The sequence below is a fragment of the Massilia jejuensis genome (assembly GCF_042656795.1).
Taxonomy (GTDB): Bacteria; Pseudomonadota; Gammaproteobacteria; order Burkholderiales; family Burkholderiaceae_D; genus Telluria; species Telluria jejuensis.
Window position 1 is genome coordinate 99351 of the sequence record NZ_JBHSMS010000026.1, and the last position, 25342, is coordinate 124692.

The 25342-nt window shown below is 61.2% G+C and carries 23 protein-coding genes; 18 read left to right on the forward strand and 5 right to left on the reverse strand.

Annotated elements, in window-relative coordinates:
• Nucleotides 1-6 precede the first annotated feature (6 nt).
• From ACFPOU_RS08165 to ACFPOU_RS08180, 4 genes are all read left to right on the forward strand, one after another.
• Entirely contained in the window at nt 7-1092 is a 1086-nt protein-coding gene (locus ACFPOU_RS08165) for a type II secretion system F family protein (protein ID WP_379719330.1), read from the forward strand.
• A 154-nt stretch (nt 1093-1246) separates the two neighbouring features.
• A complete protein-coding gene (locus ACFPOU_RS08170) occupies nt 1247-1849 on the forward strand; it encodes a pilus assembly FimT family protein (RefSeq protein WP_379719332.1) in 603 nt (200 codons plus the stop codon).
• Nucleotides 1850-2000: 151 nt separating this feature from the next.
• Nucleotides 2001-3368 carry a hypothetical protein gene (locus ACFPOU_RS08175; protein ID WP_379719334.1) on the forward strand — a complete coding sequence of 456 codons (1368 nt, stop codon included), beginning with the start codon at nt 2001-2003 and terminating at the stop codon, nt 3366-3368.
• Nucleotides 3369-3379: 11 nt separating this feature from the next.
• Nucleotides 3380-3799, forward strand: coding sequence for a hypothetical protein (locus tag ACFPOU_RS08180; protein ID WP_379719336.1), 420 nt, complete (start codon nt 3380-3382; stop codon nt 3797-3799).
• Between the two features lie 1132 nt (nt 3800-4931).
• Here the strand turns inward: ACFPOU_RS08180 and ACFPOU_RS08185 are convergent.
• The 5 genes from ACFPOU_RS08185 to ACFPOU_RS08205 all read right to left on the reverse strand — a co-directional run bounded on the left by ACFPOU_RS08185 (nt 4932) and on the right by ACFPOU_RS08205 (nt 9517).
• Complete coding sequence (locus ACFPOU_RS08185) at nt 4932-6011, reverse strand: CAP domain-containing protein (protein WP_379719338.1); 1080 nt, start codon at nt 6009-6011, stop codon at nt 4932-4934.
• A gap of 212 nt (nt 6012-6223) precedes the next feature.
• Nucleotides 6224-6940 carry a hypothetical protein gene (locus ACFPOU_RS08190; protein WP_379719340.1) on the reverse strand — a complete coding sequence of 239 codons (717 nt, stop codon included), beginning with the start codon at nt 6938-6940 and terminating at the stop codon, nt 6224-6226.
• Between the two features lie 741 nt (nt 6941-7681).
• On the reverse strand, nt 7682-8503 hold the full coding sequence (locus ACFPOU_RS08195; protein WP_379719342.1) for a hypothetical protein: 822 nt from the start codon (nt 8501-8503) through the stop codon (nt 7682-7684).
• 9 nt (nt 8504-8512) lie between these two features.
• Complete coding sequence (locus ACFPOU_RS08200) at nt 8513-9019, reverse strand: hypothetical protein (RefSeq protein WP_379719344.1); 507 nt, start codon at nt 9017-9019, stop codon at nt 8513-8515.
• Nucleotides 9020-9022: 3 nt separating this feature from the next.
• Nucleotides 9023-9517 (reverse strand): hypothetical protein, encoded by a 495-nt coding sequence (locus tag ACFPOU_RS08205; protein WP_379719346.1) that lies wholly within the window; start codon nt 9515-9517, stop codon nt 9023-9025.
• A gap of 245 nt (nt 9518-9762) precedes the next feature.
• On the opposite strand from ACFPOU_RS08205, the gene ACFPOU_RS08210 reads away from it, so the two are divergent.
• From ACFPOU_RS08210 to ACFPOU_RS08275, 14 genes are all read left to right on the forward strand, one after another.
• Nucleotides 9763-10245 carry a hypothetical protein gene (locus ACFPOU_RS08210; protein ID WP_379719348.1) on the forward strand — a complete coding sequence of 161 codons (483 nt, stop codon included), beginning with the start codon at nt 9763-9765 and terminating at the stop codon, nt 10243-10245.
• A complete protein-coding gene (locus tag ACFPOU_RS08215) occupies nt 10242-10790 on the forward strand; it encodes a hypothetical protein (protein ID WP_379719350.1) in 549 nt (182 codons plus the stop codon). The genes ACFPOU_RS08210 and ACFPOU_RS08215 overlap by 4 nt, the downstream gene beginning before the upstream one ends.
• 3 nt (nt 10791-10793) lie before the next feature.
• Nucleotides 10794-11390 (forward strand): hypothetical protein, encoded by a 597-nt coding sequence (locus tag ACFPOU_RS08220; RefSeq protein WP_379719352.1) that lies wholly within the window; start codon nt 10794-10796, stop codon nt 11388-11390.
• Entirely contained in the window at nt 11390-12757 is a 1368-nt protein-coding gene (locus ACFPOU_RS08225; RefSeq protein ID WP_379719354.1) for a secretion/conjugation apparatus DotM-related subunit, read from the forward strand. Before ACFPOU_RS08220 ends, ACFPOU_RS08225 begins: the two co-directional genes overlap by 1 nt.
• A 110-nt stretch (nt 12758-12867) precedes the next feature.
• Nucleotides 12868-13830 carry a thioredoxin fold domain-containing protein gene (locus ACFPOU_RS08230; protein WP_379719356.1) on the forward strand — a complete coding sequence of 321 codons (963 nt, stop codon included), beginning with the start codon at nt 12868-12870 and terminating at the stop codon, nt 13828-13830.
• 11 nt (nt 13831-13841) lie between these two features.
• Nucleotides 13842-14564: a hypothetical protein gene (locus ACFPOU_RS08235; RefSeq protein WP_379719358.1), complete on the forward strand. Its 723-nt coding sequence runs from the start codon at nt 13842-13844 to the stop codon at nt 14562-14564.
• Entirely contained in the window at nt 14561-17686 is a 3126-nt protein-coding gene (locus tag ACFPOU_RS08240; protein ID WP_379719360.1) for a TraM recognition domain-containing protein, read from the forward strand. Before ACFPOU_RS08235 ends, ACFPOU_RS08240 begins: the two co-directional genes overlap by 4 nt.
• An 11-nt stretch (nt 17687-17697) precedes the next feature.
• Nucleotides 17698-19071, forward strand: coding sequence for a hypothetical protein (locus ACFPOU_RS08245; protein WP_379719362.1), 1374 nt, complete (start codon nt 17698-17700; stop codon nt 19069-19071).
• A 61-nt stretch (nt 19072-19132) separates the two neighbouring features.
• The gene (locus ACFPOU_RS08250) at nt 19133-19738 is read left to right on the forward strand and encodes a hypothetical protein (protein ID WP_379719364.1); all 606 of its coding nucleotides are present in this window, start codon (nt 19133-19135) and stop codon (nt 19736-19738) included.
• Complete coding sequence (locus tag ACFPOU_RS08255; protein WP_379719366.1) at nt 19731-20381, forward strand: hypothetical protein; 651 nt, start codon at nt 19731-19733, stop codon at nt 20379-20381. The genes ACFPOU_RS08250 and ACFPOU_RS08255 overlap by 8 nt, the downstream gene beginning before the upstream one ends.
• Before the next feature lie 68 nt (nt 20382-20449).
• Nucleotides 20450-21151, forward strand: coding sequence for an EAL domain-containing protein (locus ACFPOU_RS08260; RefSeq protein ID WP_379719368.1), 702 nt, complete (start codon nt 20450-20452; stop codon nt 21149-21151).
• A 109-nt stretch (nt 21152-21260) separates the two neighbouring features.
• Complete coding sequence (locus ACFPOU_RS08265) at nt 21261-22301, forward strand: hypothetical protein (protein WP_379719370.1); 1041 nt, start codon at nt 21261-21263, stop codon at nt 22299-22301.
• A 1-nt stretch (nt 22302) separates the two neighbouring features.
• A complete protein-coding gene (locus ACFPOU_RS08270; RefSeq protein WP_379719372.1) occupies nt 22303-22929 on the forward strand; it encodes a hypothetical protein in 627 nt (208 codons plus the stop codon).
• Between the two features lie 105 nt (nt 22930-23034).
• Nucleotides 23035-25314, forward strand: coding sequence for a DotA/TraY family protein (locus tag ACFPOU_RS08275; protein WP_379719374.1), 2280 nt, complete (start codon nt 23035-23037; stop codon nt 25312-25314).
• The last annotated feature ends 28 nt before the right edge of the window (nt 25315-25342 follow it).

The following is a 25342-nucleotide window of genomic DNA, read 5'->3' on the forward strand; positions in this document are numbered from 1 at the left end:
AGCGGAATGAGCTCTATCTCCGAAGCTATGCAGGTCTGGAGCGCGCGTCGCGCCTTCAACAAGCAGCGGCCAGCGTTTTACCGAGACCTCGGGGCGTCGCTGACGGCCGGAGCGCCGCTGAACAGCCTAATCAGTGAATACGCGAAACATGATGTGCCTGGCATCGGGCCGATGATGACGCTCTGGGGCGACGGAATGCTTGCGCATCCTGACTCCCTGGCGCGGGCCACCAGCGGCCTGGTTTCCGAGGGCGACACCGTCATCATATCGGCCGCGGAAATGAATCCGTCGGGCGCGGGCAAGCTCTACCAGATGTATGCGGCCAATCTCGCGCAGCGAGCTTCGATGATCCGGGCCGTAACCCTGCCCCTGATCATGCCGGCGGTTACAGGTCTGGTGCTAATCGGCATCCTTTTCTTCTTCAAGAATGTGATCTACGCAGACATGCTCAAGGGTGTGCCCTTGAAATACTGGCCGAGCTACGGGCAGTTCGCATACTCCGTACTGGAATTTTCGACTGGCTTCGGCGGAGCATGCGTGCTGGCGGCGGTGGTCGGCCTAGCTGCCTGGGTCGCTTGGAGTCTTCCCAACTACACCGGCCCCGGCCGCGATTGGCTAGACAGGAAAATGCCGCCGTACACGCTCTTTGCGCAGATGGATCTGATCTCAAGCGTAACAGCGATCTGCTCGATGATCCAGGCGAACATCGCTGACACGGTTGCGCTCAACAAGGTCGCGTCGAATGGCTCTGCGTGGATGACCTACCAGATGGACAAGATTCGCGTCCACACCGGAAGGGGCAGGCCCGTCTTGACATCGCTGCGCGAGCTGCCGCTCCCCAAAATGCTGGCAGCGCGGATCGTTGTGCTGGCTGGTGAGGAAAAGCTGGCCGACGCGCTGCCTGAGCTGGTGATCAAGAGCTGCATGGACGAAACCGAAAGCATGGTTGAGCGCATGCAGGTCACGGCCAAGTTCGTGACCATGCTCTCGGTACTGGTGCTGCTGGGTTTTGTCGGCATCCTCATGCTCGGCAATGTCGGCTTTTCGGAAGCGTCCCAGGCAATGTCGAGCGATACGAGCCAACGGCGCTGACCACACCCAAAAAATTGACGTTTTGTCTCAATTTTGGTTTGCATCAACAATTTCCGTGTGTTATTTTGTGCTAATGAAACGTAACAAGAATTAACAGGCGAAAAACGCCGCCGAATATTTCAATCTAAACCACTCCTCCAAGGATTTTGTTGTAATGAAAACTACTATTCGTAAAGTCTTCGGCCGTCGCTCGCGCCAGGGTGGCTTCACCCTGTTCGAGCTCATCGGTGTCATGGCTCTGATCGGGATCGCGACGTTTGCCATCATGCGGGCGAAACGGGGTGCCGAGGTCACCACGAACGCCCAGGCGCTCTATAACAGCGTCGCTGCCGTCCAGAACGAAGCGCCGAAGGTGTACCCAGGCGTGTTCACCGGCCTGACCTGCGCCACCTTGGCCAACAACAGCGTGTTTTCCAGCACGTCGTTCCGCGTTGATCGCACCAACCCGGCAACGCCTACGGTCTTCTATAGCGCCGAGCCGAACAGCCAGATTACTTGCGCACCAGCGTCGGTTGTCGTCGCCGGCCAGAACGACGGCTACACGCTGACCTTCCCAGCGCTGTCGAACGAGATGTGCAACGCAGTGGCCGACAAGCTCAACACGAGCGCCTGGTTGATGACGGTCAATGGCACCAACGTCAAGGCCCTGCGTCAAGAGCTGAACACCGACACTAAGGGTGCACAGTGCAATGCAACAGCAACGAACGACAACCAGACGATCGTTGCGACGTTCACTCGATCGCTGCCGCCGCAATAAACCTGTTTTTCTGGTAGCAGCGAAAGCGATGCCGGGCCTTGCGGCCCCATCGCTTTCTTTCATTCAAGGCGAGAGAGCTGAAGTGATCAATTGGTATAGCAAAAAGCAGGTTGCGCGCTCTGGGCGCACGCCTCGACAGTCAGGATTCGGCTTGATCGAGGTCTTGGTACTGGTCGCGGCTACAGGTGCGATGCTCCTAGTGTGGAACCGGGTTCAGGTTGCGCGTTCCATGGACGAAACCGATACGAGTGTAGCGAAACACGGCGTCCTAATCCAGGCTGGTGTCAATAAGTACATCAACGACAACCGGTTGACCTTCCTTAACAGCGCCGCGCCGGCGATCACTGGATTCTCAGCCCCTTTCGCCCCGACTATGCGGGAGCTGCAGGCAAGCCCCGCAGATAATCCATACATCCCGTCTGGCTACAACCTCGCCAACCAGCTCGGCATGACCTATACGGTTAACCTGTCGCTGCTGCCGGCAGGCTGCACACCGAACGTAAACTGCACTGACGTCACCGGCACCGTGGTTTCCGTCGCTCCGCTCCTTGACCCGACAACGAATCCTGCAATGGCCGACGGTAAGCGAGTCGGCAATATCGCGAACAAGATCGGAATCGATGCCGCGAGCTCCAAGGTCGGCGCCGGTACGCTTCTTACCGGGCCGGCCGGCGATTGGGCGCTGACTAACCCCCGCGGTAACGTCCCTGGCATCCTGGCCATGCGGGTCGGATACGGGTCAGTCGCTTCCAATGGACTGGATCACCTGCTGCCGCGTGACGGCTCCCGGCCAATGGCGGGGACACTTCGCCTGGGCGGCAATCCGATCGCGGACGCGTCGACCATCGCTGCGACGAGCCACATTTCGACCACCGGCGGCAATATCACCACCAACACGGGGTCGATCACCACGACCTCGGGCTCGATCACGACTAGCTCGGGCTCGATCACGACCGCAAGCGGCAACATCACCGCCACCAACGGGAAGGTGTCGGGCACATATTTCGCCCCAGGCGTTCAGACACCTGGCGCTTCTTGCACCGACCTGCGCGCCATCGGCACGGCCGCGAATGGAGCCGTGCTCGTATGCCGCGGCAACGCCTGGCGTGCGAACGTCGGGCCATTCGCCGAGAAAGGTGATGCGTGTACGCGACCAGGCCAGCTCGCAACGACCTGGACGACAGATGAAGCTGTGATGTGTCGCGGCACCACCTACGTCTCGCTGGCAAACCAGATTGGCAAGTACGTCGAGATTAGCCGCCAGAGCGTTGTGGACGGCTCAGTAGTGCCTCACGCAACATGCGACGTCGGCGGCACCCCTACCTTCCGTTTCGGCATGGTGCAGACCGCCGTGGACGTCAGCTCGGCTCCCCCGAAGCAAGTCACCAATCTCACGGCGATCGCGAACGCCAACAGTTGGACGGTCTCCTACAAGCTGCGTGATGACATGGGCAACCAGACCTCGGCAAACGTCTACAACCTCCAGGCACTCATGTACCTGGAATGCAAATACCCATAAGAGAGAGCGGCATGCGCGCCACACCGAAATTTATCGCCGTAGTGCTGCTGGTCGCTCTGGTTGGCCCGGCCGTGCCCGTCGAGCGCGGCGGCAGCCGTCCCGCCGCCCAGCCGAAGCCGGTACGGCCAAAGCCGGCGGCGGCGCCGGCCAGCAAGTACCAGGTCGACTGCTCGATCTCGCCTGACCTCTGCATGACCGATCCGGTCGCACGAGGCTGCGGGGAAGGGCGCCACTGGTCGTCAGCGGGCAGCGGCTTTGCTCACTGCGTGGAGGACGACAGGAACTGCGCGGACGGAAAGCCCGCCCAGCGCGACGAGTACGACAATCTGGTCTGCGCTGATGAAAAGGCTGCAGGCGAGGGCGTAATTAGGGAAGAGGGGGGCAGTACAGCACGCCTCCAGGATCAACAAGAAAAGGAGAAAACGCAATGAAAAAACTACTCGTGGGCCTCTGGCTTGCGCTCACAGCACTCTCGGCAAATGCCCAGGATGTAGTCAAGTGCCTCACCAACCCGGAAGCATGCCTGACGGCGCCGATTGCAAAGTCCTGCCCGGTCGGGAAGAAATGGTCGACGGCCGGCAGTGGGATCGCCCACTGCGTGAATGTGGATCCAGTCTGCCTCTCATCGGAGAAGGTCACGTATGACTATCTGGGCAACCCATCGTGTGTCGCGCGCTGCTCGGCCGGTGAATACTGGAACGGGGCGTCGTGCAGCCCGTGCACCACTACGTCCACCAGTAGCGGCTCGTGCCAGGCCGGCTACAACGGCACGGCTTACCGGACGGTGACGACAAATTCCTGCGCCGGCTCCACGAGCTATGGCTCGTGGGACTACTCGAACTGCACTGTCGCCTGTACCGAGAGCACGTCGACTGAGTCGGGCTCTTGTCAGGCTGGTTATACCGGCACTGCCTATCGCAACGTGACCACGAATTCGTGCAGCGGGACGTCCTATGGCGCCTGGTCATACGCGAACTGTACCCAGTCGTGTGGTAGCTCATCATGGAATGAAACGGGGGCATGTCCCGCTAACTATTCCGGCTCTGCGTACCGTACAGTGACTCGAAACGACTGCACTGGCGCGGTCACATACGGTACCTGGAATACTGGAAACTGCACCTATACTCCGACCTGTCCTGCTGGCTCCGCTTGGAACGGTTCATCGTGTGTGAGTACCGCCCCTTCTTGTACCGTCGAATGGGAAGAAACAATCACCTCTGGTTCACCGCGTAACTGCGCATCCGGTTACTTCCAGGAAACAGTGACTTTTACTGAGTACGATGTTTGCACATATTCCGACGGGTCAACCTCGCGTACCAAGTCGGGTGCGATAGATTCAGGCATCAGGAACTGCCGGACCGGCTACACGACGTTGAAGTAAACTGTCGCTTTTACTTCTTTGTATTATTGAGCACTTCGTCGATTTTGAAAAAGGGTCGAAGCCATGGATGGTTTCGACCCTTTTTAACCTGACAAGAACATTAGTCGGGTCGAAAAAAAATCCCTTGCCCTATTTTACGGGACAAGGGATGCGAGAAAAAACGCTACAGGGTAAATCACTATTTAACCTTGGCAGCGGTAGTCCTTGGCGGCGGTGGTGAAGCTCCACGACTTGTCAATGCTCATGACGCCGTTTGTAGCACCTGTCGCCGAGCCAGTTGCAGTACCGGTGAATTTGACATTGTATCTGGTGCTTGCCTTAAATGGCAGCTTGCCGACGATAAAGGCAACGTACTGCGGCAGTAAGCCAGTCTTGTCAGTTTCGCTGGTCAACAGGCGCACCTCAACTGGCGTAATCTGACCTTCCTCGGTCACGGTGAACGAAGTCACCGCCAGCTTAGTGCTTTGCTGGACCATCAGACTGATCGGGTAGCTCGTCTTAGCACAGAACGAGCCAGCAGTGCCGTCAACGTCAACAAACGGGTTCGGCGCTTCTGGCGCGTGAGTCAGGCCGATTGCGGTCTGATTATTCGCTGGGTAGACGCCCACGTAATTGCCAGCGACGTTCTGCCTCAACGTCAGCGTCCCGAAGTCGATAAATGACGGGCGGGTGGCATTGATGTCGGCCGAGACAACTGGTGGGGCGATACCCAGATCGGTCCAGCCCTGGTTCATCATAATTACGCGATGGTACACCGTAGCGGCCAGACCTTCGATCACTTCGGCAGCGTCGGCGTTGGCGCTAGTCCAGCCCATCACTTCGGCTGCGTCGGTCGCAGCGTAGCCAGCGGTCACGAGGCGATCCTTCACAGTCACGCCAGTGAAGCCAGGCTTGCCGACGACTTCATCGTGGGGGGTTGCGCCGCCGTTGTTCGTGGCCACGTAGTCCGAGTGCGCCTTGGCTGCCAGATCGACCTTGGCGTTCTGATTCACAGGGCCGAGGTTCAAGGCGTTGCGGAAGGTCGCCAGGGCGTCGAAAGCGCGGCGCTCCTGCGAGTTTACCATGTAGGTCGGCGCCACAGCAGCTTGGGTGGTAGCAGTAAGGACGAGAGGGGTAGGAGTCGGCATTGGGGTCGGCACAACTGGAGCCGGGGTGTTCGCTACAGGGGTGCTTGCTGGCGAATCACTGCCGCCGCCACCGCAGCCTGCGAGAGCGATCGACAGGGTTGCAGCGATGGTGGTCAGAGCGAATTTGTTTTGCATTTAAATCTCCATTGTGAGCCGTTAATTTGGACAACTTGTTTTGCCCTATGCACACATTTTAGCAATCGACCTTTCACTCTCACAACGAAAGGGACGAAAGATTTCAATTTATTTTTGGGAGGGTGGATCGCAACAACACCAGCCGTAAAACGCCGGGGAAAACCAGGGAGCCAGGGGGAGCGCGCCTCGGTTGAATTAGAGGGAGAGGGAAATTATGGAGTAGGGGAAGACGAGGGCTCATCGGCAACCTCGGGCTCCGCGTCCCAGGGCGTCGCAATACGAAGGTTCCCTTCATCGTTTGATAGCACAGTAAAACCGGCCTCCTCCAGATAAACATCGATGCGATCGGCCACGGTCAATTCGTCGTCGTCAAACCCATCCACGTCGATCGCAGCCTGCAGGTCGTTCGCGCGCAGAGATGCTTGGTCGACGAAAGAAAGCGCCACGGCGCCAGCCATGCTGCTTGGCGCGGTCGCGTATTTATCCCAGTTCGGCCCGTCCTGCGATGGGAGGAGGATAGCCACGGTATCACGGTGATCTGCCAGGCCGAAATCGAGGGCGGTCTTGGCTACATCGAGCTGGAAGGCCCGTTCCTCGGCCGGGCACGTTTGCTCGGCCAGGAGCTTCACGAGCTGGGCGAGCGCTTCTTCATGAGAGATGCGCAACAGGACGCTGCTCTTGTCCGGCGCCCAGGCTACGTCGTAGGAGCGGCCGGTCTGGGTATCGTGGAGGAAGTAGTCCGTCACGGGATAGTCGTCATCCATATGGCCGGCCCGCACAGCTTCGGCGACGTCCTGGAGAGTGGTCTGCAGCTCGGCCCTCGCCTCGCTCAAGAGAGGGTAGAGCTGCGGCTGGTCGGTGCCTTCTTCATGACTGCTATGGTCGGTGCCGCCGCCGGCCAGACGCACCATGATCGCAATTCGGGACATATCGGTTCTTTTAAAGGTAATGGAGGTGCCGAATTATTTCTCGCATTCGCGCCCGTGGTTGCACTCAACTCTTGTTAGATGTGGCGTGGGATCGTCATAATACGTGACATGAAAAGCCCGACCCCTTCAACTGCTCCTGCTGTCGACATCGACCGCTGCGACTGCCCGAGATGCGCGCCTGGAGCGCCGCGATGGAAGGCGACGCACCTGCTGGGGAGAGTGTTGATCGGGGCTGTGGTGGGAGCCGTAGCTTGCGCTAAGGGCTTGTACCTGGCCGTCCCGCCTGCGCTCGCTCGCGCGGTAAGCGCCGGGGTCGCGTTTTACATCATCTGGGCTTTGACCGGTCACCGGCTGCCAGCGCGCAGTCGATCGCTCCGGTAGAGCGCCCGTGCGTCAAGCGCGGGAGCCCTGGGCACCCAGCCAGCGCCATTTTTACAGCATCAGGAATGAGATTTATGACCCAGAAGCCTTTCGCCGCGAACCGGCGCACCATCGCGGTAGAGATAAGGAACTTGCTTCAACTGAGGCGCTCGATGCGTCAGCTCCGCAACGAGCTGGCAGCCGGCCGATCACCGGCGGAGATGGTGCGTACTCCGCGCGGGGACATCCCTCGCGGGATGCTGCTGCGGTATGCGGAAGTGGCGTTCGGACTGAGTGTGGCGAGGGCCTGCGCAGCCAGGCGCGTGTTGTTTCGTAGGGTTGCGGAGGAAGCCGCGCGCGCGGAGAGTCAGCCGGCGTCCGTCAATCCAGGTGTGACCAGCTTCGGCGAGTGACGATATGGCGGAGGGCGCTTTCGCTGACATTGAACTCCTTCGCCTTTTCCTCCCAGTTTGGAGTTCCGCCGTTCTGCTCCAGGGCGGCGGCCCACTGCCGGATCGCTCGCACATCACTTTCGTCCAGTTTGGCCCTTGGAGCGGCTGGCTCCCCACCTGGTAAGCGCGTCCAGGTTCGCCGAGTGGCGATGCTGCGCACGGTTTCCTCGCTGACGTTGAGTTCCTTCGCTTTGCCAGCCCAGTCCGGGGTTCCCTTCATCTCTTCCTCTGCTGCCCAATCACGAAGTGCGATCACCTCATGATCTTCAAGTCGAACCCTCGGCGGCAGCGTAACTGGGTCACTCGACAGGTGCGTCCACGTGCGACGGCTCACGATGTCGCGCAGGGTGCCCTCGCTGACGTTGAGTTCTCTAGCCTTTGCCGTCCACGTCGGCGTGGCCTTCCTGGCTGCCAGCTCGGCCGCCCAGGCACGGATCGCGCGCACGTCATGTTCGTCGAGCTGCGCCCGTCCGTGTTTTTCGCCACGGCGCGCTTTCTTCGGGAAGGCCAGGCGCTGGCTCGCCAAGTCTTCCGGTTCGTCAACAGGATGCGTACCGCCTACTTTCTTGTGCTGCACCTTATAGCCAGATTCGCCGTCAAGCGTATAGACGCGCGCATTTAGCTCGCTGTCGGCAAAGTAGACCTGAACCGAGGCGTCGCCGAACAGCTGGCCCCACATGCTCCGGAACCGCTTCTCCTCCATCGGTGGCAGGCCCTCCGGCCCGGCTTGCATGCTTTCAGTGGTACTCATGACGTTCACTTAGGAGAGGCTTGAATAGGCTGCAGCTCGCGGCGCTATCGGAGCATGGGTGCCTGGTAGCGCATCGATCCCCAAGCGCGCCAGGTCGGCTGAAAAGATGTCGTAGATCGCGCGAGCAGCGCTGGTTTCGCTGGCGCGCAGCTTCCGAGCATGCGCGATGGTCGCGTCGATAGCCTGGGAAACGCTCGCGCCGAAAAGCCGCATGTGGTGCACGACCTGGAAGAATTTGAGCGCTCCCGCACCGCCTGCCTCGCACTCGTGCCAGAAGTTCTCTGCCGTCAGCACCACGCAGCTCTCGGCCTTGTAGCGTGCCAATACGGTCGGGAACGAGCTCAAGACCTCTGCCTGCATCAGCGGCGACACGGCCGTCAGCACTGGTGCGGCGCCACCGGCATCGAGGCGGGCGAGCATCTCCTTCCCAACGCGGAAGAACTGGCAGGGAACGCGCTGCCGGGAGTCGGCGATGAAATAGTCGATGAAGCCGAAGGTGGAATTGTGGATCGTCATAGGTCAGCAATAGGTAGGGCGGTGGTGCTCGTCGGCGCCGGACTGCTCATCGGCCGCCGCTTCCTCGGTTCTCTCCATGACGGCGCGCATGGCCAGCGTCAGATCCCGGTTCGACGTGAACTGCCCCACGAGCGTCGAGATCTCCGACGCGAACATAGGCGTGGTCGCGGAGAGCCGATCGGCATCGCGCTGCAGGTCGACCAGGGTGCGGGCAAGCCAGCGGTTGCGCGGCCCGGCCCCAGCTGCTGAGTGTGGCGCGGCCGCCAGCAGCACGGTGACGTCGAACATCGCGTCCCGCTGTACGAACTGGCTGAGAAGGGCTTTCGCTCCCATGTAGGCCGCGATATGGCCCGGTGATACGTCGGCGTGCGCGTGGCCGGCGCCGCCCAGGCGCTGGTCGACGATCTCCCAGAGCGAAATACCGTATTCAGCGGTACCCGGTTTGTTGTTTTGGAGCGACTGTGCAGCGTATCGGAAGGCTGCGTCCTGCATTTGCAACAGGCACGCCTTATCGAATCCCCGCGCGGCCATAGAGACAAGCGGGCGGCAAACCAGCTCAAAGCTCGGGGCGACACTCGGCTGCGGGGTTATTTGCGTTGCTGTCATGGGAAGAAGGCACGAAAACAAGTGATTGCCACGTGGCAATTCTTGTATTTTGTCACGTTTTATAGCTACAATGTAGCACAAAGGTTGTTCCTAGAAAATACCGTAAGCCTCTAAGCAACCCCTGGACGACCGCCCTCATGACTCAAAACCCCCCGCCGATGTCCGAAGCTGTCGTGGCCCGGCCCGATCCGGTCATGAATGTGATCAACAGCATGTCCGATGCGCACGTGATCGCCCTTTTGTCGTCCCGGCAGTTCGAGGTGATCTACCAAGAGCCCTATCGCGGTACGGACGAGGAAGTGCAGAACATGCTCAACCTCTGCGACGCGCTTATTCAACAGCTGGGCGCGGCCGAGGTGAATGATCGGCTGACGCTCGCCGTCGGCGTTATCGACGCCTGCCTGATCGATAACCTGCATGCCCAGGAAGTTCGCACCCTGATCAAAACGATCGTCCAGAAGGACATCCGCCTGCTCAACCACATGCCGTGCACCAAGGCGATGCTGGCGCGCGTGCTACGCGCTGTCGGCCTGTCAAACCTGCTGGCGCCGGCGAAGATCCGCCGCATCACGCAGGACGTCCTGCAATACCAGTCACAATTTGGAGGCGGTCTCGAATGAAGATCCGCGAAACCGCACGCAAAGTCGGCAGGGGCGTTCTGTGGGCCGTCTTCCCGGTCGCCGCCTGGCGCAACCTCGTCAGCACCAAGGAATCGATCACCAGGATCAGGGAGATGGCGCGCCGCGGCAAGACTGTCCGGCCGGAGGAAATGGACGACATCCAGCTCAAGCGCCATGAGCTGGAAATGGAAGGCCGCGAAATCGTTCTGAGCCTGGAGGAGCATGATCGCTTTGATTACATGGCCGAGCAGCTCGGGTGGACTGAGGAAGCCCTGATCGAGAAGATGCGCGCGCTGTCACGGGGCCATGCGATCCGCTTCTGCCTCCTTATCTTCACCGTCATCATTACCGTCGGGCTGGCCATCATGTTTGGCATCAGGCCGATCATCTATGGCAGTGCCGCGGCTCTCTACCTGACCGCCACCTGCATCAAAACCACCTGCCTCTATACCCAGCTGCAGGAGCGCGCCCTGTGGAGCCTGACCCAGCTTATCGCTCGGCCGAATGCCTGGATCTGGCGGCGCGCCTTCTGGTTCCTGGACTAATTTATGGTCACCATCGAAAACACCCCGCCGCAGCCGCCGCTGCCGGCCATGATCGCGCCTGCTCCAGCTGGCGCCGGCTACCCCGAGAGTGCAGACGAGCGTGTTGCCCGGTACCTTGTTGCGCCGCCGCGCCCAGCGCCGGCCCGCAGTGAAGCGCCGGCGGCGAGCCATGCCGGTCGATACGATGTCTTGGTGCCCCAGCACATCCCGCCACATTGCATTCATTCGAGCGCGAGCGCCTACAACCTCAATCCGCTCATCATCCTGTCGGTCATGAAGGTGGAAAGCGGCGGCAGGATGGGCCTCGTCTCCCGCAACACCAACGGCACCGACGACCTCGGCCCTGGTCAATTCAATACTGGAACGTGGGCAAAGCTCCTGATCGAAAAATACAAGATTCCTCGCGAGGCGCTGATCAATGACATGTGCCAGGCGGTGCGTGGGATGGGGTTTGCGATCCGCACCGAGATCAATGGTGCCGGCGGCGACCTCTGGAAGGGCATCGGAAACTACCACTCGCGCACGCCAAAGCACCACGTCAAGTACGTGCGCCTGGTGTATGGCGCCTACAAGCAGATGACCTCGAAAGGCAAATTCTGATGGCGCGCAACTCGCAAACACCAAACGCGGACGTCTCCGGCATTTTCGTTATCCCGATGCTGATCGTCGTCCTGTTTGCCATCCTGTGGTTCGCGATGGGCCAGGGGCTGTTTTATGGCTCGGGCAAGATGGCCTATTACATGCTGTGGCCTTTTGACCTGATCGACTCCGTGCACGCGTACCGCATGGAGATCGCCCAGGATGTCGTGAAGCCGCCGACCGTCGGCAAGTTCTACGAATGGACGAGCGACGCCTGGCGCCTGCCGGCATTGATTGTCGCCGGCCTGGCGCTTCGCCTCGGTTGGACGGCCTGGCAGCACCCGATGGGCAAGGAAAAAGGCGGCCTGCGAGGGCGTCTGAGCGTCGACGCGCTGCTGCGCTACCAGGCGCAGATCCACTCGGCGATCGCACCGATCGTGCCGATCGCAAAGCACCTGTACAAGAACGAAGATCCACGCTGGCACGCACCCTGGCACCCGCATGAGGTGGTCGAGCACTTCGGCCTGGCCAAGGCAAACGGCGACCTCGATCACGAGAAGGCCGAACACTACCTGCTCTCCCAGCTCGGCACGCGCGTCTATCGTCCAGGGATCGATAAATCCGACACCATCTTCGCTGATCGCCTGAATGACTGGGAGAAGGCAATCTTCGCTCTGTTGGCACCGGCCGCCATCCACGGCAAGGATGGACTTGGGGAATTCCGTGATCTGCTCGACAAGCTGAACTACTCGGCTGTGAACGAAACGCAAACCCCAGACCTGCGCCTGGCTAACGAGCAGTACCAGAAGTACCGGGCTCACCCGCTGCTCAATAACCTCTGGCGCTCGCACCACTTCTCGGTCACGTATCTCATGCAGGTCTACAAGCTGTGCAAGCGCGCCGGCAAGGTCACGACGGCTGAATTCGTCGGCTGGCTGCGCCCGAATGCGAACTCGCTGTATGCCGCGCTCAACAGTGTCGGCCGTCAACGCACGGCTTTTGCCGAAGCCGCCGGCGCGCACGAGCACTGGGAGCACGAGCAGAAGTGCCAGCGCCTGAACCGCATTCCAATCCTGCCGGTCGTCGTGGCGGCGCTCAAGAGCTTGGAGGACGAATACAACTTCTGGCGCACCGCCAATGCTGGGGAGACGGAGGAGTCGCTCTGGGGCCGGATGACGCAAGAGCAAGCTCGACTGGACTCCGATCTCTTCCGCGAGCACGTGGTGGGTCTTCTGGGCGCTGGCATGAACAGCGTGCCGAAGCCCGGTGCGGATTCGGATTTCGATGCTACCGAGGCGATCGCCCGCCGCGAGTTCGAGGATGCACAGATGACAAAACTGATGGCCGGCTCGAAAGCAGCCTTCCCGAAAGAAGAGGACAACCAATGAACGACATGACTAAACCAGTAGGACATCCAGTCGCGCCGGTGCACGCATCTACCCATGCGCATCCGGATGGTCACGGCAAGTACGCGTCTTCGGTGTCGTACCAGGATGGCATGGTGGCGTTGTCGCTGCGCTACGTGGAGCGTCCTTGGCTGCCGCTGGCGCTTTTCGGCCGCGTGATCCGGACGAAGATGGTGCGCATGGCAGGTGTGGATGTGCGCGAGACCACGCTGACGAACGACGCGGAAGGCCTGGTGTGCACTGTTCGTTGCGACAACTCGGCAATTGAAAAAGTGAGCCTCCTCGGCCCGGAATGGCCAGTGGCGATGCGCGAGGCGGTGCGCGCCGAAGTCGACTCTTCGCTGCACCGCACCTCCCGCGGTATCTCCCTGCAGCTCAAGAGCCGCACCAGCACCGCGATAGTGGCTTTTGCCGTGTACGCACTGGTGACCTCGCTCTCGGGTAGCAACCAGCGGCTTCCAACTGCGCCGGGCGTGGCGCCGCAGCAGGCCGACGTGACGGCTCTCCAGGCGCCGGCCGCGCCGCAGCTGACGCCGACCGAAGCATCCGGGATGTCGTCGGCCGCGGTTGCGCAGGCTGCCGCCGACGCCCAGGCCAGCCCAATGCCGGTCAAGGAAGCGCTCGCGAAGGCGTCCTACATCGCGGTGCGCGCCGCCGGCGCCGGCGGCAAGACCTTGATCGTCTGGTCTGATCCCCTGTGCCCGAATTGCCGTGATTTCGACCAGAAGATGCTCGCGAAGCTGCCGGCCAACCTGGGTGTGACTGTGATCCCCGTCTCGTTCAAGCACGGTTCGCGCCCGTTGGTTTCGTACGCCGCCTGCGCGAGCTCGCCCGCCGACCGCGCCGCGCGCTGGAAGAACCTGATGTCGGAAGAGCCGAAAGGTATCGACGTCACCCAGCAGTGCGAGACCGGCCCTGCGGTCGCCGACGCAAACACCTCGCTTTTCGCCCGCGCCGGCCTGCGCGCCACGCCGACCCTGATGAAGCCAGACGGCCAGATGTACGAAGGCGATCTTCACTCGGCCGAAGCGATCACCAGCTGGCTCGGCAAATGAGCGCCAGAACCATGTTCAGCGCTGTCGCCGGCCTCATGGCTTGTGCCGCGGCGCGCGTGCTTCGTCCGGCATACCTGCCGGCGACGTGCTCCCCTGCTGGCGCACAGCTCGCGGCCGAGCTAAAGCTGGCCTATCAGCGCGCGGTGATCGAGGGCTACCAGGCCACGCGCCAGCTGATGGAGAAGCGGCCGAAAAAGGGTGAAAAGCATGCCTTGGCCAGCCGGGACATCGCGGGAAACGTCAACGCCGTCAGCGTCCAGTTTGCCAAGGCGGCGTCGACACTGGATCCGGATGGGATCGCGAGCGAGCTGATCCGGCTCTTTTGCGTTGGCGTGCCCCACATGAATGAGCTGGACAACCAGCGGCGCGTGGCCACGGTCTGGTCGGCCCTGCTGGCGCCGGAGGTGGTCATGCGCGAGAAGCACGGCCGCTCGATCGCGCTGCAGGGCCTGGTCGAGATCGCCGCGCAGTGGCTGGAGGGCGGCACCACGCCCGCTGCGAAGGAAGCGCATGCGTCGAGCGACACCAAGTTCATCAGCGCGCACCCGGCCAGAACCTACGAGCTGTTGACGGATGCGGCGAAGCAGCACGGCCTAGACCACATGAAGCTGCTCTCTAGCGTCATCGAGCCGGTCATCCTGCCGCTGGGCCAGTACGTGGGAGCCCGGCAGGCTGCGGCCGGCGTGAAGGTGGACATGTCCGGACAAGAACCCGAGCAGAAGGAAACGAAATGAAGCACGGTCGCTATACGACTATCGAAGGCGGCCAGGAGGTATCGTCTCGCCGGATCATCGTCGACGTCCGCTCCAACGGTCAGCTCTTCAAAGACTGGATGGTGTACCCGACGAACTTCAGCAAGGTGATGGTCGGCCTGGCGCTGCTGTGCGTGATCTTCCCGTTTGCGCTGCCGATCCTGCTCTTCGTTCTCCTTGCCTTCCTGGACGAGTACCAGAAGGCAGCCCAGTACGCGCCGATGCGCTACCCGGCCTGGTGCAAGGTGAAAGACCCAGGTCTTCTGCACCCTGGTACCGACAAGCCGATGGAGGCGACGGGCATCATGTATTTCGGCGTCATTGATGCGCAAGATCCCTACGAGCGCGGCAAGCAGGTTTTCCTCTCAGCTGATGACCTGACCCGGCACATGCTTGTATTGGGTACTACCGGTAGCGGGAAGTCAGAATTCCTCAAAGGCATGACTTTCTGCGTGCTTTGCTGGGCCAGCGGGTTCTTCGTAGCTGATGCGAAGGCCGACAACAAGCTGCCAACCGACATGTACTCGCAGGTTCGCATGTTTGCGCGCGACTACGACTACCTGGTCGTGAACTACCTGCTCGGCGGCCTGTCGCCGACCCAGATCGCTAACATGCGTGAGCGCCTGTCGAATGGCCTGCAGCCGGCGACGGCGGCCGACGCCGACACGCTCGTGCAGATGACGTCGAACATCATGGTGAAGGCATCGGGCGACTCGAAGACCTGGCAGGATCGAGGCCTGAACCTCTTCCGCGGTATCTGCCGCGCGCTGACCCACAAGCGTGACCTGGGCGAGCTGACCCTGTCGATCGAGACGATGCGCGAGTACCTTGCACTGGACAAGATCGAGGAGCTCTACGTCGAGGGCTGGAAGCTGGCCAACGGCGGCGCCTGGCCGACCCCATACCTGGGCGTGAAGTCCTACCTGGAAGTGGGCCTGCCTGGCTTCCAGCTGCAGAACATGCTGCGCAAGCACGGCTGCCTGAAAGAGGAGGCCGAGGACGAAGCGCAAGCGCTCAACCAGGCATTCGTCCGTCCAGCTGCACCGGCCAAGAAGCCGCCGACCAACCAGACGAATGAGTGCTATAACCAGCACGGCTACCGCGCCGACCAGGTGTATCCGGCCCTTTCGCTGCTGATCGACACCTACGGCCACATCTTCAAGCGCAAGCATCCAGAGGTGGACATGCAGGATGTGGTCGTCAACAACCGTATCTGTATCTCCCTCATCCCGTCCCTCGAAAAGGGTGCGCAGGAGCAGGAGAGCCTGGGTAAGCTGAACCTGGCGCTTCTGCGCGTCATGATGGCGCGCGCCCTGGGCTCCTCGATCGAAGGCGACGTCCACCAGAACGTCGACGCCAAGATCACCGCCTCGGCCACGCCGTTCGCGCTGTTCCTTGATGAATTCGCGTACCAGTTCGCCGAGGGCATCGCCCTGACCGCGGCCCAGGCACGAAGCCTGAATTTCTTCCTTTGCGCATTGGCCCAGGACTTGGAGAAGCTGACCGAGGGCGATCGCGCAGCGGAAGCCGGCGCCATGATGGCGAACCAGGCCACGAAATTCTTCATGAAGATCGTCGGCTCAGACAAGACCCACGACCTGGCGCAGAAAACCCTGGGCGAAGCCGATGTTGCAGTGGTTTCCGGTTTCGAGACGAACACGGATTCGCTGTTTGGCGGGATTCGCCGCGACATCAACTACAAGATCGAGAAGCGCCCGCGCATCGGCCGCAAGACCCTGGAAGAGCTGGCCTCCGGTTTCGCGACCTTCGCCTACCGCGAGCGCGCCCACGTGATGCGCACGTTCTATCCATCCCCGGAAGTGCCCCGCGTGCGGTACCCACGGCTGAATCGCTTCCTGCAGATCCACGACCTTGGCGAGACCACCATGCTCACCAGCACGGTCGAGCTGGCGCCGAACGCCGATAAGTGGGTGATGGAGAAAATTCGCGGCATCCTGGAGACCGGCGCAACGCCTTCCTATCCAGAGCAGGTGACCAGCGACATCATCCAGAGCATCTCGCGGGCTGCCACGGCCATGAACCCACACACGCCGGCGATCGAGCGCGGGATTGTCCTTTACCAGGCTGGCGTGCAGGCGCTGCACAACGCACGTGCAGGGGCTTCGCTCCTGGGCGGCGGCAATGGTGCTGGTAGTGTCCGGCCGGCCGTGGCGCCAGCAGCAGCACCAGCAGCACCAGCAGCACCAGCAGCGCCAGCAGGTGCCGCCGCCGCGATGGCAGTGGCAGTTGCTGCCGCGGGGCCATCTGCCGGTTCGGCAGGAATGTTCGGTGGTGGTGCTGTAGACCCAGCCGCAGCTGTCGCGGCCGAGCTCGACGCGATCAGCGGTATTGCCTTGGGCGACGATGCGAGCGCAGCTGACCTGTCGGCGGAACTCACCGCCGAGCTGGCAGCCGACACCGCGGGCGGCGACGCTGGTGATGACGCAGTAGGCGAGGAGACCTTGATGGGCTTTGACCCATTCGACGAGGTGATGCGTGTCTCGCCGCCGATCATCCGCCGCCCGAAAGAGGACGTGTTCGGCGACGAAATGGGCTTGTCTGGAGACGATGTCGCCGAGCAGCCCGCGCCGGTTCTTGCGCAAGGTGTCATCGACGGCGACGGCGACGGCATGGAAGGCGACGCGCTTCTCGATGCAGGCCTGGGCGACCTGGACGACGACGCGAACATGGTGATGGATATTGGTGGTGATGAGGAGGCGCTTGGCGAGGCGGCGGAGCTCGATGCGGCCCTTATTGCAACCACGCCTTCTACTGCAGGGGCCAGTGGTTCTACACTTCCGAACGAGGGCTCCGAGCAGATGCGCGCGGGGCTGGAAGCACTATCTCGAACGAAGGTTGAGGCCGCATTGATCGAGCGTATGGGGCCAGAAGTTGTCGGGCTGAAGGATGCGACCAAGGATGAACTGGTCAATCTGGAGGTTTCCCTGGGTTCCACGCCAGAGCAGGCCGCGGATGCGGCGCAGCGGACGGAAAAAGCCGTTGCCAAAGGCTTGTCACTGCTGGACAACAACAAGACGCAAACGTCTTCAGCCGACATCGAGATCCTATTTTCAGAATTGGCCAATCTGGTCGATAACAATTAACGGAGAAAACGATGTCCACCGCCACCCAAACCCGTCGGGCCCAACTTTTGAGCGCCGAGCAGCTGCGCGAGCAGCAGGAAATCAGCGGCCGCGAAGGCTTGTCCAGCCTGCTGGCGGCAGTGCGCCGCATGATGAATTGGCTGTTGTCGCCATTTCGTCTGGTGGCTCGGGTATTATTCAAGCCAAAGGAGGTCGCCGGCGTATTGCCCGCGGCCGACTTGACCGGCCCAGCTGATCGAGCGGCCGCTCCTGCAAACGCTTCTAAGGACGACGACATGTCGCTCAGCGCTTTGTCGCCCGAGAGTGGGCCACAGGGTGACGAGCGCGAGCTCGGCGGCTTGATGAAGCAGATTACGGAAAACCCTGATGGGGGGCTCGACGTCGAGGTCACGGGAAAGGCCGAGGATCTGGACGCGGTGTTGCCGATGTTGTTACGTCACATCGACCAAATACTGAAAACGCATTTGCCGTCGGATGCTCCAGAAGCGCATGTAGCTGCGCACCTGGTCGCCCTGGCGGACACGGCTGAGCACTCGCGTTATGCGCACCGCATGGTTTCGCGTGAGGTCGATAGCGCAATGAAAGCGGTTGTCGCCGACCCGAAGTATCTCGGGCTGAGCGCGGGAACGATTGAGTACATGGTGCGCGCGGCGGCGCAGTCGCCTGAAGCGGCTGCAGCGTTCGGCGATGGTTCAGCCGAGCAGCGACTCTTGGCGCGCCTGACATCGCGCGACAAGATCGAGGCCGACTTCTCGCTGCAGATGCGCCAGATGGCTGTTGCGCTGGCGCCGGTGATCGGGACGGCTAAGTCTGCAGCCGAAATGGAAGGTCGCGGGAAGGAGCTGTTGAACAGAGTGATGCAGGCGGCCGATGCGGCAAGGAACAAGCTGCGCGTACGCCACGCAGCGCACGGCAGCGGCAAAGTGTTGCCGGAGACGCTGCCAGAGGTGGGCGATGCTCTCGGCGAGGCGATCGGCCATGTGGCCAGCGCTATGAACGAGAAGCGCGCAGCGGAAGCAGCTGTGCTGGAAGCCGCAGAGCTGGCAGGTGAGGCGACGGAGCCGGTGGTAGCCAGTGCCGCTCCGGCCGCGCAGGCTGACGGCGAGGCAGCACCAACTGCGGTGGCAGAAGTCCAGGTCGCACCCGAGGCGGTGTCGTTGGCCAAGGTGGCGGAGCCGGCGGCAGCAGCGCCAGCGCCGGCGCCGGCGCTGGCGCCATCGGCCACGACGGTTAAGGCTGCCGCGGTGGCCGTGAAGTCTGTCGTTGCTGCCGGTATGTTCGGCGGCACCGCGGTTGTCAGCCGTACCGCTGCAGAAATGGACGATGTGAATGTTGTAGATCCGGCGTTTGATGTAGAAGAAGGCGAAACTCTCGTCGGCGGTTAATACAAGGGCGTCCGGGTTAGTTAGAATAACCCGGATACCAATTACAATAAATAGGGATGGAATGGTCAGAGCAATTTCAGAGCCAGCGGCGCCACGTGCCTCTGCAAAGCACCCGGCGTTCGAGAAGCGCGCATTAACGGGATATGATGTCTCTACCTGGCAAATGAGGGAAAACCTCACTAATTGGGACGCCACGTTTGCCTTGGGATTTACTTCCTACCAGGCGCTGCTCACATTCCTAAAGTCGAATCAAACTAGCCCGGTCGACGAATCTCGGGAATTGTTGGTTCGTCTGTATATGCTCGAACCTACTTTCCCCGCGCATTTCCGGCCGCCTAACATGCAGGACTTGGTCGACTTCCTTTTCGGTTTGCAGATCCATGATTCGACCTACGCTGCAGAGCGTCGGAAAAAGTGCGCATCGCTGCTGGCCAAGCTTTTAGGAAAGAATCGCGGGTCAGGATACCGCTGGTTGCGTGCGGCCGAGAATGCCGAAAATTCGGTTGCTACTCCAACCAGGCGCTTGTCCGCAAAAGTGTTCTCCATGAATCCGGAAACTGCACGTGCTGATTTTTGGCGGGCTGCCCAGGCTATGGCCATGGGCCGGGGCTTTGACATGGACGAAATTTTGACTTTCCTTCGTGAGAATGGAGTGAAAATTGACTAAATCCATGGTCTTGACGACGCCGGTCGTCGCGGCGAACGATGCCACCACCTTGGCGCCGGTGGCTGACTGGATGCAGTTGGTCGGAGCGCATCCGGATCTCCTCTACGGTTTTCATGGGAGTACCTCTACCAAGCAGCCCTTTCTGACAACCGCATACGATGCGGCCGACAAGAAAGGGGCACTTACAAAGCGAGAGCAGACGTTCTACCTGGTCGACCTGACATACCGCGCGCCTGATCCAGCGGAGTCTCAAAGTCTGCTGTACGGCCAATTGCCGCCGCACCTGCTGGATAAAACCCCGTTTATTGTTTCTCGGCGGCTTTCGACAGAGAGTGCTCACGATCTCGGCCAGATATGGCTGGAAGAAGCGCGCCAGATCGTCGGCACCCGGAAAATTAAAGCGTCCAACGTAAATTGGTCGCAGCCTGGATCGTACATGCTGGAGTTCCCGGAGGTGGCCAACGAGATATTTAAGCGGCTGCCAGCCCTGCACTGCATGCTCATGCCAATGCGTATGAGGCCAATGCCTCCAGGGGCCGACGTTTGCTGGGTTGGGGTGGCTCCGAAAGCAAGCGCACAGAAAAACGCTGAAGCCGATGTCCGGTTTAAGCCGGATGTTAAAGTTAATCTAAGTTTTGCGTAACAATTCGAGGTGATCGAATAAGGCAGATATAGTGCTGCCAAAATGTGACGTGCAGAGGAGTTGTATTTATGGGGATGCGTGAAAACGGAATTATCAACGATGCATCGAATGCGGATGCCGGCATCCGCTTTGAACTGCAAGCAATCGCGCGTGCCGATAACCTCTCGGTCTATGGGTACGAATTCCTCTATCGCGGCAAGGTTTGGCCAGGCTCGGTTGCTGAATGGATGGCCGTAGACCGTGCGGTACTGCGTTATCTGGCCCAGGTCGATGAGGGCGGCGGGAAGCCGTGCTTTATCAACCTGTCGCATGAATCAGTTCTAACGACCGAGGAAACGGCTTTTGCAGCGGCCTGCGCCCGTAATGACATTCGGTTCGAGATGAGCGAGGCGGCTGCCGAAAAGCTCCTGTTCGACCAGGTCTGCGAGAAGGTGAACCGCCTGAGCAGCCTGGGCATGCAGTTCGCTATCGATGACTTCGGTGCCGGGCTGGACGGTAGTCGCCGCCTGTACGCGCTCGACAGCGTCGCTGCGATCAAGGTAGACCGTGGGCTACTGATGAGCGCGGCCGACCGTCCACAGGCCGCCCGGATGCTGGAAGCATCGGTCGCGAGCTGGAAGAGCGCAGGCATTACGACGGTGGCCGAGGGCGTCGAATCGGCCGAGCTTCTGGCCTTCGCGCAGCGTGTTGGATTCGAGCTGCTCCAGGGGTGGCATGTCGACACGATTGTTCCGCCAAAACAAGCCTTTATTTCACGCGCTTTTTTTTGACGACGTTTGTTCTGTTTTATGTATATATTGTAAGAACCTGCAACCACGCCAGGCCCGTTCGAGTAGAACAGATGCTGGTCAGCAATTTCATTAGATTTTCGGAGGGCATATGCCTGTACCACTCACGGCCGATGCGAACGTGCTCGGTCGCCTGGCAGTAAAAACCTCGCCGCGCCTGGCGGCGATGCTGATGGCGTCGCACCACAGTGGTATACCCCTGATGGCCACGCCACACCGGGCTGGCGCTTCGCCTGCGGCCTCTCTTGTCCTGTCGCCGTCGAATCCTCTGGCGCGCTGGGGTGAGCAGGCTGAAGGCGCCGTGAAAGCGGCGCGCTCCCGGCGCACGGCAGCTCCGGCGGCCGCACCGGCGCCAGTGGCGCTGGCCATGCGCACGCCTACCAGCCCCATCGCCGACCTGTACAAGCGACTGCTGGGAGAGGGCACATCGACCTCGCGCCCGCGCACTGCCGTCGAGCAGCTCGAAGCGGCCCGGCCGGCGGAGGCTGGGCGTAGCGCGCCAGTGCTCGAACAGGCCGAAGGCGTCATGCCTGACCGGACGACCGAGCTAATGGCCCTGACTGCGCTGGTGGTCGGCGTGGCCTACGGCGACCAGGTCGACCGCGCAGCCACCGGCGGCAGCTTCGATGTGACGGTATTCCGCAACCTGTCCGGGGCCGCCGATGTGATTGCCCCAGGCCAGTCGATTGCCTCGCTCGATCCTGTGCGCATGCGCGCGGTTCTGACCGCTGCCATGCAGAGCTCGAACGGTGCTTTCCTGGGCCACATGAAGGACGGCAGCCGGACATCGCATTCCATGGTGAAGGCGTCGAACCTCGTGCCCGATGGCGGCAAGGTCGCGGCCGAATTCACGGAAGATGGCAAGTTCAGCGAAGCGGCGTTCCTGAAAAAGACGATGGGCTCCCTCGGCCCGATCGCGCAGGTAGCCGGCGCCACGCCGGTCGGCGCGAAGGCGATGCTGTTGATCGCCGCGGCAGAGAAGGCCCAGGAGCTTCTCCCCGAGTTGCAGCGCCAAGGCGGGGCGCGCGTGGCCCTGCAGGCACGTGTGCTCCGTTCGCTTTCCGACCGAATGAGCGAGCTCGACTCTCTCCAGCCGCCATCGGATCAACCTACAGCACCAGGAGTGCGCTGAAATGATGATTGAAAACGACTACGGCCAGGATCTGGGCGCCCTGCAAGAAGTGCTGAACGAGCAGCTGCGTGACGATGCCAGAAGCGTGTTCCGCGAGATGGAAATGTCGCCAGCGGTGAACCGCGTGCGCGCAGAATCGGACGACCCGGCGTCGTACCGGCTCCTGGCGCTGCGCTCCTCGCGCATGAGCAGCTCGCGCCAGCAAATGCAGCAGCGCATGCTTGCGGTTGCCGAGCAACGCCTGCCGCTGGAAAAAGAAAGCCAGCGGCGCGCCTTAGTAGCCGAGGTCGGGCGCGCACTGGAGTCGTGCATCCGTGTCCTCGAATCGACCGACGTGCGCGAGACGACCGCCCTGGTGGCGGAAAACGTCGAGGCGATGAGCCACAACATCGGCACCATGGCGACGTTGCTTGCCGGCCGGTACCCGCCGTTGAGCAACCAGCTGGCCCAGGCATCGCTGCGCGCCACCGAGATCGGTGCGAACGTCGACCGTATCGCGGCCGAGATGCGTGTCGCTTACGAGCAGGTGCGCGCCGAGCTCGCCCAAAGCGGCCCGCGCCTCCAGCCGATCCCGGTCGCACGCCGGATGGACGAAGAAACAACACCAGTGCACGCGCCTGCAGCATAAAGCGCAGTAACTGAGCAGAAATAGATCATTTCCGAGATGCATCGCGACATCTCGGATTTTCTGTTTTATGATGTTGCCGCGTAACAAGTATTCACAGGACATTTCATGCGTAAGCAAAAGAACCCGATCTCCATTCGTACCGGTCTGATGGCCATGGTCTTCCTTATGGCGCCGGCCGTTGCCCATGCTGGCCTCATGGACGATGTGGCAGGCCTTCTCACGACCATCAACCGGGAAACCGATGAGTCCTTCGGTATGCTTCGGTCGGTTCTCGGCGATTTCGCGCTCGATCCGTTCCGCACCTCGGATGGGTCGACGGGGTCGCTCATGGCCTCGATGTTCAAAGAATTCAACATGTTTATCTTTTCGGCCGCCTGTATCTGGATGGCCTACAACATGATTGCCGGCCTGGCGCAGACGATGCACGAAGGGGTGGTGCTCGGTAAGCGCATGTCAACCGTCTGGGTGCCAGTGCGCGTCGCCTTCGGTACCGTCAGCCTGATGCCCGTGTTTGGAGGATGGGCGTTCTGTCAGGCGCTGATGGTTATCGCAAGTTTGCTGGGTATCGCTGGCGCGAACCGGGTGGCGACCACCGCGATCGAGAGCACCGCAGCCTTTCAGACCACGGTCAACCCGATGGGCAACATCAAGCAGGCGGCGCAGATCAAGAACATCGAGCTCTACATGGCGAAGGCCGCCGCGTGCCAGCGCGCATCCTACGATATGGCTGCTGCGATGCAGGCCGGCAGCCAGGCGACGCCCACGGACTTCCCCGTCACGCTCAACGCAGCGGCCGACGCCGGCACTGCGATCGTGATGAAGTTCGCAGGTCGTCAGGCCAGTGGTCAGTACGGCGCCGCGACGTGCGGCGAGATCAAGCTGAAGTTCTCGCCGCGCTCGAACACCGGCGTGGCCAGCGTGTTTGGCTTCCGCATTGCCGACGTCAACTACACGGGTATTCGCACCCGCGCGATGGAAGCGCACGCGAGCACCTTGAACACGACGTATGCTGCAGCACAGGCGATGATCCAGGGCCTCTCCCCGAGCAGCACGCCGGCCCAGTTAGATGCTTCGGTCAGAGCAATCGGAGATGGCTACTTCGGCCTCTACACCAATACGTTCCAGGGCAAGCTCGGTGCGCTCGCGGCCGAGGCGAATGGCGTCAGTAATGCGGGCGCCATCTCCGATCAGCTCGTGGGGCGAATGAAGGATGGTGGGTGGGCGACGCTGGGGATCTGGTACAGCGTGTTTGCCGAGGTTGGTGAAGCGATGAACGAAATGCTCGACCCGGTGGTGACGTTCCAGGCTATACCAGAAGGCGACGGCGAGTCTTCCACGAAAAGCGACCTACTCGCTGGCCTGGAGGCTGCGATACGCATGGCCGCGGCGAAGAGCCAGAGTGCGCTGGCCACTTCGACAGGCAACACGTCGCTCGGGCAGTGGATCATGGGAGGCGTGATGAACATGACCATGGGCGCGAACTCGACTGGTGCCAGCAATACGATCAACCCGATCATCGCCTTCAAGAACATGGGTGACAATGCCTTGACGGCTGCCCAGTCTCTCTATTTCGCGTATAAGGCCATTGATGCAGTTGCAGACACCGCCGTCGGGCGCGCTGTTGGTGGCGTGGTCAGTAAAGTTGGGTCGGGCCTCTCAAATGTTCCGGTCGTTGGCGGCATTGCCAGCACACTGAGCTCTATCGCATCCGATGCTGGCGCTCTTCTGGTTCCAGTCGTCCTTCTGCTTTTCATCACCGCGGCGGTTATGGCGTTCTACATTCCGATGGTTCCGTTCATCCAGTGGTTTGCGGCCCTGATCCAGTGGTTCACGACCGTGATCGAGTCGCTGATCGGCTCCTCGCTCTGGGCGATGGCGCACTTCGATTCTGACGGCGAAGGCATGGGCCAGCGTACGAGCTACGGCTACACGTATATGCTCAACAATTTTGCCCGGCCGATCATCATGACCTTCGCCTTCTTCATCGCATCAGCGGCCGTGACGGTCATGGGTACCTATCTGTTCCGTTACTTTGGCGCCGCTGTCGGCAGCGCCCAAGGCAATAGCCTGACGGGCCTGATGTCGATCGTGGCGTACCTGGTGATCTTCACGGTGCTGGGCACCACCCTGGTTAATTCGACCTTCGCGATGATGCTGCAGCTCCCTGATCGCATGATCGGTTGGATCGGTAACAACCAGAACTCGGCCATCGGCCATGAGGTCGAGAACAAGGTCGCAGGCGTGTTCATCAGCGCGGCTCGTGGCGGTAGCGGTGCAGTGACTTCGGCAATGGACTTGGCGAATAAGAAACGCCTGGCAGCAGGAGGGCTTGCCTCTGCGGTGAGCGCACAGACTGGCAAGCAGCAAGGAAGCCAGTCGGTATAAAAAAAGCCCCCAGCAGCAACTGGGGGCT

What these genes read in the sequence shown, in the direction of transcription:
- ACFPOU_RS08165 (WP_379719330.1), top strand. Translation starts at nt 7, where the DNA reads ATGAGCTCTATCTCCGAAGCTATGCAGGTCTGGAGCGCGCGTCGCGCC.
- ACFPOU_RS08170 (WP_379719332.1), top strand. Translation starts at nt 1,247, where the DNA reads ATGAAAACTACTATTCGTAAAGTCTTCGGCCGTCGCTCGCGCCAGGGT.
- ACFPOU_RS08180 (WP_379719336.1), top strand. Translation starts at nt 3,380, where the DNA reads ATGCGCGCCACACCGAAATTTATCGCCGTAGTGCTGCTGGTCGCTCTG.
- ACFPOU_RS08185 (WP_379719338.1), bottom strand. Translation starts at nt 6,011, where the DNA reads ATGCAAAACAAATTCGCTCTGACCACCATCGCTGCAACCCTGTCGATC.
- ACFPOU_RS08190 (WP_379719340.1), bottom strand. Translation starts at nt 6,940, where the DNA reads ATGTCCCGAATTGCGATCATGGTGCGTCTGGCCGGCGGCGGCACCGAC.
- ACFPOU_RS08195 (WP_379719342.1), bottom strand. Translation starts at nt 8,503, where the DNA reads ATGAGTACCACTGAAAGCATGCAAGCCGGGCCGGAGGGCCTGCCACCG.
- ACFPOU_RS08200 (WP_379719344.1), bottom strand. Translation starts at nt 9,019, where the DNA reads ATGACGATCCACAATTCCACCTTCGGCTTCATCGACTATTTCATCGCC.
- ACFPOU_RS08210 (WP_379719348.1), top strand. Translation starts at nt 9,763, where the DNA reads ATGACTCAAAACCCCCCGCCGATGTCCGAAGCTGTCGTGGCCCGGCCC.
- ACFPOU_RS08215 (WP_379719350.1), top strand. Translation starts at nt 10,242, where the DNA reads ATGAAGATCCGCGAAACCGCACGCAAAGTCGGCAGGGGCGTTCTGTGG.
- ACFPOU_RS08220 (WP_379719352.1), top strand. Translation starts at nt 10,794, where the DNA reads ATGGTCACCATCGAAAACACCCCGCCGCAGCCGCCGCTGCCGGCCATG.
- ACFPOU_RS08225 (WP_379719354.1), top strand. Translation starts at nt 11,390, where the DNA reads ATGGCGCGCAACTCGCAAACACCAAACGCGGACGTCTCCGGCATTTTC.
- ACFPOU_RS08230 (WP_379719356.1), top strand. Translation starts at nt 12,868, where the DNA reads ATGGTGGCGTTGTCGCTGCGCTACGTGGAGCGTCCTTGGCTGCCGCTG.
- ACFPOU_RS08235 (WP_379719358.1), top strand. Translation starts at nt 13,842, where the DNA reads ATGTTCAGCGCTGTCGCCGGCCTCATGGCTTGTGCCGCGGCGCGCGTG.
- ACFPOU_RS08240 (WP_379719360.1), top strand. Translation starts at nt 14,561, where the DNA reads ATGAAGCACGGTCGCTATACGACTATCGAAGGCGGCCAGGAGGTATCG.
- ACFPOU_RS08245 (WP_379719362.1), top strand. Translation starts at nt 17,698, where the DNA reads ATGTCCACCGCCACCCAAACCCGTCGGGCCCAACTTTTGAGCGCCGAG.
- ACFPOU_RS08250 (WP_379719364.1), top strand. Translation starts at nt 19,133, where the DNA reads ATGGTCAGAGCAATTTCAGAGCCAGCGGCGCCACGTGCCTCTGCAAAG.
- ACFPOU_RS08260 (WP_379719368.1), top strand. Translation starts at nt 20,450, where the DNA reads ATGGGGATGCGTGAAAACGGAATTATCAACGATGCATCGAATGCGGAT.
- ACFPOU_RS08265 (WP_379719370.1), top strand. Translation starts at nt 21,261, where the DNA reads ATGCCTGTACCACTCACGGCCGATGCGAACGTGCTCGGTCGCCTGGCA.
- ACFPOU_RS08270 (WP_379719372.1), top strand. Translation starts at nt 22,303, where the DNA reads ATGATGATTGAAAACGACTACGGCCAGGATCTGGGCGCCCTGCAAGAA.
- ACFPOU_RS08275 (WP_379719374.1), top strand. Translation starts at nt 23,035, where the DNA reads ATGCGTAAGCAAAAGAACCCGATCTCCATTCGTACCGGTCTGATGGCC.